3 protein-coding genes and 1 pseudogene are annotated in these 5,969 nt (G+C 63.1%); 3 read left to right on the top strand and 1 reads right to left on the bottom strand.

What is annotated here, in order from left to right:
- The 3 genes and pseudogenes from ACT8II_RS08705 to ACT8II_RS08695 all read left to right on the top strand — a co-directional run.
- A pseudogene (locus ACT8II_RS08705) lies at window positions 1-246 on the top strand (alcohol dehydrogenase); the annotation flags it as partial.
- Window positions 247-1,200: a tRNA dihydrouridine synthase gene (locus ACT8II_RS08700; RefSeq protein WP_294121948.1), complete on the top strand. Its 954-nt coding sequence runs from the start codon at window positions 247-249 to the stop codon at window positions 1,198-1,200.
- 150 nt (window positions 1,201-1,350) lie between these two features.
- Window positions 1,351-3,111: an SEC-C metal-binding domain-containing protein gene (locus ACT8II_RS08695; protein WP_158574847.1), complete on the top strand. Its 1,761-nt coding sequence runs from the start codon at window positions 1,351-1,353 to the stop codon at window positions 3,109-3,111.
- Between the two features lie 722 nt (window positions 3,112-3,833).
- On the opposite strand, the gene ACT8II_RS08690 is transcribed toward ACT8II_RS08695, so the two are convergent.
- The coding region (locus tag ACT8II_RS08690; RefSeq protein WP_443813823.1) for a hypothetical protein at window positions 3,834-5,969 on the bottom strand (2,136 nt) is incomplete at its 5' end.

Raw genomic sequence — 5,969 nt, 5'->3', positions numbered from 1 at the left:
TACGAGGGCGCCCAGACCCTGCCGCTGCACGAGATGTACGGCAAGAACCTCGTCTTCAAGACCGGCGGCGTCGACGCCTGCAACTTGCGCGAGACCATGCGCCTGGTGCAGGAGGGCCGCATCGACACGGGCTGCCTCATTTCCGGCCGCTACCCGCTCAACGACACCGTGGAGGCGTACCGCGCGTTCGAGGCGCACGAGGACGGCTGCCTCAAGCTGGTCATCACGCCCTGGGAGGATCGATAGATGCTGTACTCACTCGCCCCCATGGAGGGGATCACGGGGCACACATTCCGCCGCGTGCACGCTGAGTGCTTCGGCGCGCTCGACCGCTACTACACGCCCTTTCTCCCACCGCCGCGCGTGGGGTCCCCCTTCGGCGGCAAGAACCTCAAGGAGATCGACCCGGTCAACAACCAGGGCCTGAACGTCGTCCCGCAGCTGCTCACCAAGAACGCCGACGAGTTTGTGTGGGCCGCACGCGAGCTGGCCGAGCTGGGGTATGGCGAGGTTAACCTCAACCTCGGTTGCCCGTCCGGCACGGTCGTCTCCAAGGGCAAGGGCTCCGGCTTCCTGCGCGACCCGGACGCGCTCGAGGCGTTCCTGCGCGACGTGTGCGAGCGCTCGGCCCTGCCCGTCTCGGTCAAGACGCGCCTTGGACTCGAGGACGACTCCGAGTACGGGCGCATCCTCGAGCTGTATTGCACCCTGCCGCTCGCGGAACTCATCGTGCATCCGCGTGTGCAGAAGGACCGCTACCAGGGCAAACCTCGCTGGGAGCCGTATGGCAAAACGCTCGAGCGCGCGCCCTTCCCGGTGGCCTACAACGGCGACATCTTTGGCACGGGGGACATGGATGCGCTCGCGGAAGCGCACCCGCGGACCCGTCATGTGATGCTCGGACGCGGGTTGCTCGCCAATCCGGCCCTCGCGCGCATGCTCGCCGGCGGCCTGGCTGCGAGCGCGGACGAACTCAGACAGTTCCACGACAAGCTGTTCCATGCATACGTCGACGAGATCGGCGGCAACGCGGTCTTCCGCATGAAGGAGTGGTGGTTCTACGCCAAGTGCGCCTTTGCCGACCCCATGGCGGTGCATCGCACGGTGCGGAAGGTCCGGAAGATCAATGAGTATGAGGTTGCGGTTGAAAAGGTGTTCAATACCCAGTCTCTTGCCGCTGTTGCCCGGTTCTCGGGGTAGATGCCCACGGCGGTGGCTTCAAACGGGTTGATTCGTTGCAGCGAGGGCGTCGGAGGTGGTAAACGTGCACCATCAAATAGCAAGTCGGACAAAATAATGAACATCCGTTTATTAAAAAGGTCCGCGCGATGTGGCGTCGAAGGGAAGACCATGCGCATGGATGAGGCGCAACAAAGGGAATACTACGGGCTCCTTCGCGAGCTCATGACGTACGCCAACGAACGCTTGGGCGTTGTGCCGGTTTTCGATGTATTCAGTCCGGCTTGGCCCATTGAACCTGAACTTGAGGAAAAATGCCTGCTCGTGTTGCAGGAGCTGTGGCACACGCCCGACGTAATTGATGACTTTGCGCAAGAGGAAGTCTATCGCTTGTCGGCTTCTGAGCTGAATCTGGTCCGGAGCTGGAAAGATGCCCTGTTTGGCATATACATCGTGCTCGAAGTGCAAGACGGTACTGCCTTGCTCGTGGGCGATGGCATCTTGTTCAGGGTGAGTGGCTTTGGGGAGACCCTGGAGCTCGGATTTCCGGTGCTTCCCGTTTGCGTTGAGGGCGCTTTGCTTCCTTTCGGCGATGTCATCGTGATGCAAGAGCCCATGCGCGTGCATGGGCTGCCCCCTCTGTCAAAAGAGGAAGCGAATGCGTACGCTGCGTCTGTGGAATGCCCTCCCATCTCGGATGCGCGGACGTTCAGACTCACCGCGCGCGCCGAGAAGACGCGCGCCCTCCAAAACAAGATCGATTACTTGCTTAATGATGCCGAGCACGAGGACGAGCCCAGCGAGGGCTTCCATCGCGGCGTGCTCTATGGCCTTCCCGAAGAAAAGCGCGCTGAGCTCGTTGAGCAAGAGGCCGTAGCGCTGCTTGAGTCGCTTGAGGGAGAGGGGGTGGCTGATTGCCAAGTAAAACCCCAGGGGCAGGGGGAATCCACGCCTACGCAGGACTGTGGTGAGCTCGAAGCTATCGGATTCCCGTTGGATCAGGCCGTTCGAGTGATTGAATCGTGTACGTACTTGTACGGTGTGATCGAATTGGCAGAGGCGTACCGCCTGTATGCGGAAATGACGCTCACGCCCATCTCGATCGAAGAATTCAGGGGTGTCGCATCAGGCAGGTATTGGAGTCTGTGCCGCACGGGGCTAGTCTTCCGCCATGGTACCGAGTACGTAGCCAATCGCGTGCTGAGCGTTCCCTGCCTCGTGCACGATGCGGTCAAGGAGTGCGGGGACGGGGCGCTTCTCGGTCTTCTCGCCGCTATGGAAGAGGGCGGTGCGACGGTCGATGAGCTCTTTTATGCGTTGCGCGAGCAGCTCGCCGCACGTCCCGCCAACGACACGACGGCGGCTCGCATCCAGGCTGCCTATGATCGTTTTGAGAGCCAAACCAACGAGTATATCGACCAGCTTATCCAAGAGCACCGTGCCACCCCGCGTTGTCCGCTCAGCTCCGATCTGGTCAAAGACGGATGGCTCGATTTTGCCTGTTCGCTGCCGGAGGCCATAGCACTTAGGAATTTCCTCGATGGCATCGTGCCGGATGGGGAGAACGAATATTTCTTCGCCGATCGCATGGTTGAGGACCTGATGACCTCCGTGGTTGCCACGGGCTCGCTCGGATCTGCCATGCGCGCGTTGAAGCTCTATGGATATCCGCACGAAGCGCCTTCCACGGTGAAGCTCATTCGCCTCGTCATCAATTTCTACCAGGCGCTGCCCTCGTGGGATGATAACGGCTGGTCAAGACGAGAGCACATGGAGCGCCTGACGGGTCGCAAGGTGTTTTACGCGCCGGACGGAAGCGAGATCCGCGTGAGCGACGCAGACCCGTGCCCATGTGGCTCGGGCAAGGCGTATGGGGAGTGTTGCGGAAAGCGGCGCCGACGCATCGTTGGGGCCTCGTGGCAAAGGAACTGAACGAACGTGTAGAGCGTTCATTGCGGATGGGGATGCGGACATTTTCTTAGACAATCCTACACCGCGTAGCCCAGCGCAAGGCGGTCTCGTCGGGCGTCCTCCAGCCAAGTGCCCGCGAGAGGTGGTGGTAGTAGGTGCTCCTGGGGATGTCAAGGAAGCGGGTAATCGTCGACGTCGGAAGACCGGTGGCCCCCTCAATCTCCCGGCGAGCCCGCACCTGCTCCGCATCGGGGTCGAAGGGGGTGCGAGCCTCCCTCTTTTAGGTCGTCCGACACCGCCCTGAGCAGCAGCTTCTCTATCTGGTCGGGAGTCATCTCGGCGAGCGGGCCCGTCTCGGGCGGCTCGTACGGCCCCTTGATCTCGATCTTCCCCACTCGGGCTCCCCTCGGGTCGTGCGGGCGTCGCCGCCCCCGATTCTACCCGAGTCCCAGGGCCTGCCGGTGTAGCTGTGCGGCAGCATCCCCGCGTCCCAGCTTCTGGCGGCCCCTCCCCCGACGCCGACGAACGCCGCGGCCTCGGCGACGGACATGCCATCCTCTCGCGCGAGCAGGAACAGCCCGACCTCCTCTTTGGTGTGCATGCGAACCTCCAGACCAGACACCGTCAAGGTGTCCAACTTTTCGTCCACAGTCCCTTTTGACCACAACCGCCAAAACGAAAAGAAAAAGGTGGAAGACGGCGTGCGTCTTCCACCTTTGCATCCCTGCGAGTGTGCAGACAGACTAGCGGCGCTTCTTTCTTAGGGCCGTTGCGGCGCCAATGAGCGCGGAGGCGCTCAGGGCGACGGGCGTGGCGATAGCGGCGATGTCACCAGTCTGGGGGAGCGGGCCGTTCGTGCCTGCGGGCTTCTTGTTCGGCTTGTTGCCGGTCTCGGGCTTGGGGTCGGGCTGCGGCTGCGGCTCGGGTTCCGGCTGCGGGTCGGGCTGCGGCTGCGGCTCGGGTTCCGGCTGCGGGTCGGGCTGCGGATGCGGGTCGGGTTCCGGCTCAGGCTCGGGGGAAGGCGCGGGGATCTTCTCGAAGACGGCCTCGACAACGGCATCGCCGCTCTCGGTGTCGACTTCGGTGACCTCGACGGACGTCGTGGAGGTGGGGCCTGCAACATCGACCGGCGTCCCGTTCTTGGTGACGGATGCGATGCGGTAGCCCTCGTCGGGGGTCACGGTGAAGGTCGTCTTGCCGTCCTTGAGGGCGACAAATCCCTCGGGCGTCACGGTGCCGCCCACGCCGGCGCGGCCCACGGCGCCAAAGCTGGTGAGGCTGTCCGCGGCGAGGGTGATGTCAAGCTTGTCCAGGCGTGGGGACTTTTCCTTGGGCCCCTTGAACACGAGCTGGGAGGTGCCGGGTTTGTTCACCGTGAAGGTAAAGTCGACGGTCTGATATGCATCCGCATTGGTGTGCCCGGCCGCATGCTCACCCTTCGCGATGATGGGGTCATCGGCGTTGGCGTCGGTCCACACGACCTTGTTGTTGCTGGAGCCGCTCATGTAGCGCAGCTTGACGTTGTAGGTGCCTGCGCGCTCGACGGTGAACGGAATGGCGATCGTGTCGTTCTCGCCCACGGAGTCGACGAGCTTGCCCAGGCTCGCGCCGTCGCGATCCTTGATCGCCATGGGCCAGTTGTTGTCACCCGTGGTGTCGTTATGCAGCACGCCGAGCTCGAACTCGATGGTCGAGGTGGTGCCAACGATGCTCGGGAACGCGAATGGCTCATCCTCGGAGTAGGCCTTGCGGATCTCGAGACCCGACTGTGCAGCCTGGAGGACCTTCATGGCCTCGAAGATGGCATCGGCGGAAGGATTGTCCTTGGCTACCACGGCGTGTGCGGTGACAAGCGCCTTGTCGAGGACTCGGACGCTCTCGGCCGTGTACTGTCCGGCGTTGGCCGCCGCCTCGGCGTTCTGGATGGCCTCCTTGAGCTTCTCAAGGGTGTAGTTGGACTCGCGGTCGATGATGGTCACCGTCACGTCGTCGTTGGAGCCGATCACGAGGCCCTCGGGGGAGACCGGAGCCATGGTCACGTAGAACTGGCCGTTGCCGATGGTGCTGGAGCTCACGACGCGCTTGGTGCGGACCTGGACGGTCTTGTGTGTCTCGCCCTCGTTGAAGACTACGTGTTTGGAATCGGTGTCGAAGTCGCCCTGAACGGCGGAGCCGGGCTCAAAGTTCACGACCACCTCGGCGCTGCCGGTGGAGCCGCCGCTGCGCGTGACGCCGAGCTCGTAAACGGAATTCTCGTCCATGGTGATCTCGGTCACGTCGAAGTCGATCATGCCCGCGCCGTTGTTGTTCAGGTAGGCGGCGGCGTCGATGCCAACGGCTCCCTTGTCACCGCCCACGACCTCGATTTTGACGGTGTGGGTGCCCGCCTCGAGGGTGTCGGAGGTGAAGAGCGGGACGCTCGTGGCGCGCTTGCTGGCACGGGTGTTGATCTCGATCGGCTCTTTGCCGTCGATCGTGATCTTGGCGTGGCCATGGTTGGGGTCGACCGTGCCCATGAGCATGAACTTGGTGCCATCGAACTGGAAGGTCGCGGTTGCGCCGGCCTGGCCGGTCCACATGCTGGTGCCGTCGATGAAGCTGGCGTTTTTCTCCTGGTTCCACCCGCTGCTGGTCTGCATCTTGGCGTTGTCGAGGATTTCCATGCCCTCGGGGACGGGCATGGGCTTCTCGAAGGCTTTGGTGGTCTTGAAGACGCCGACCTCGGAGATCTGGGCGACCTTGCCGTCAAGGGTGCTGAGGTCGATCTTGATGGCGCTGGCGGTCACGTTCGAGCCGCGCACGAGGCGCTTGGCGCCCACGGTGCCGCCCTTGCCGTACTCCACCCACTGGCCGCCGGCGTCGCGGTACGAGACGGCGAA

It is taken from the genome of Collinsella sp., from assembly GCF_052346665.1.
Classification (GTDB): Bacteria; Actinomycetota; Coriobacteriia; order Coriobacteriales; family Coriobacteriaceae; genus Collinsella.
The sequence above is the reverse complement of the archived record's forward strand: the minus strand, read 5'-3'. Positions and strand labels throughout refer to the sequence as shown.

What these genes read in the sequence shown, in the direction of transcription:
- ACT8II_RS08700 (WP_294121948.1), top strand. Translation starts at nt 247, where the DNA reads ATGCTGTACTCACTCGCCCCCATGGAGGGGATCACGGGGCACACATTC.
- ACT8II_RS08695 (WP_158574847.1), top strand. Translation starts at nt 1,351, where the DNA reads ATGCGCATGGATGAGGCGCAACAAAGGGAATACTACGGGCTCCTTCGC.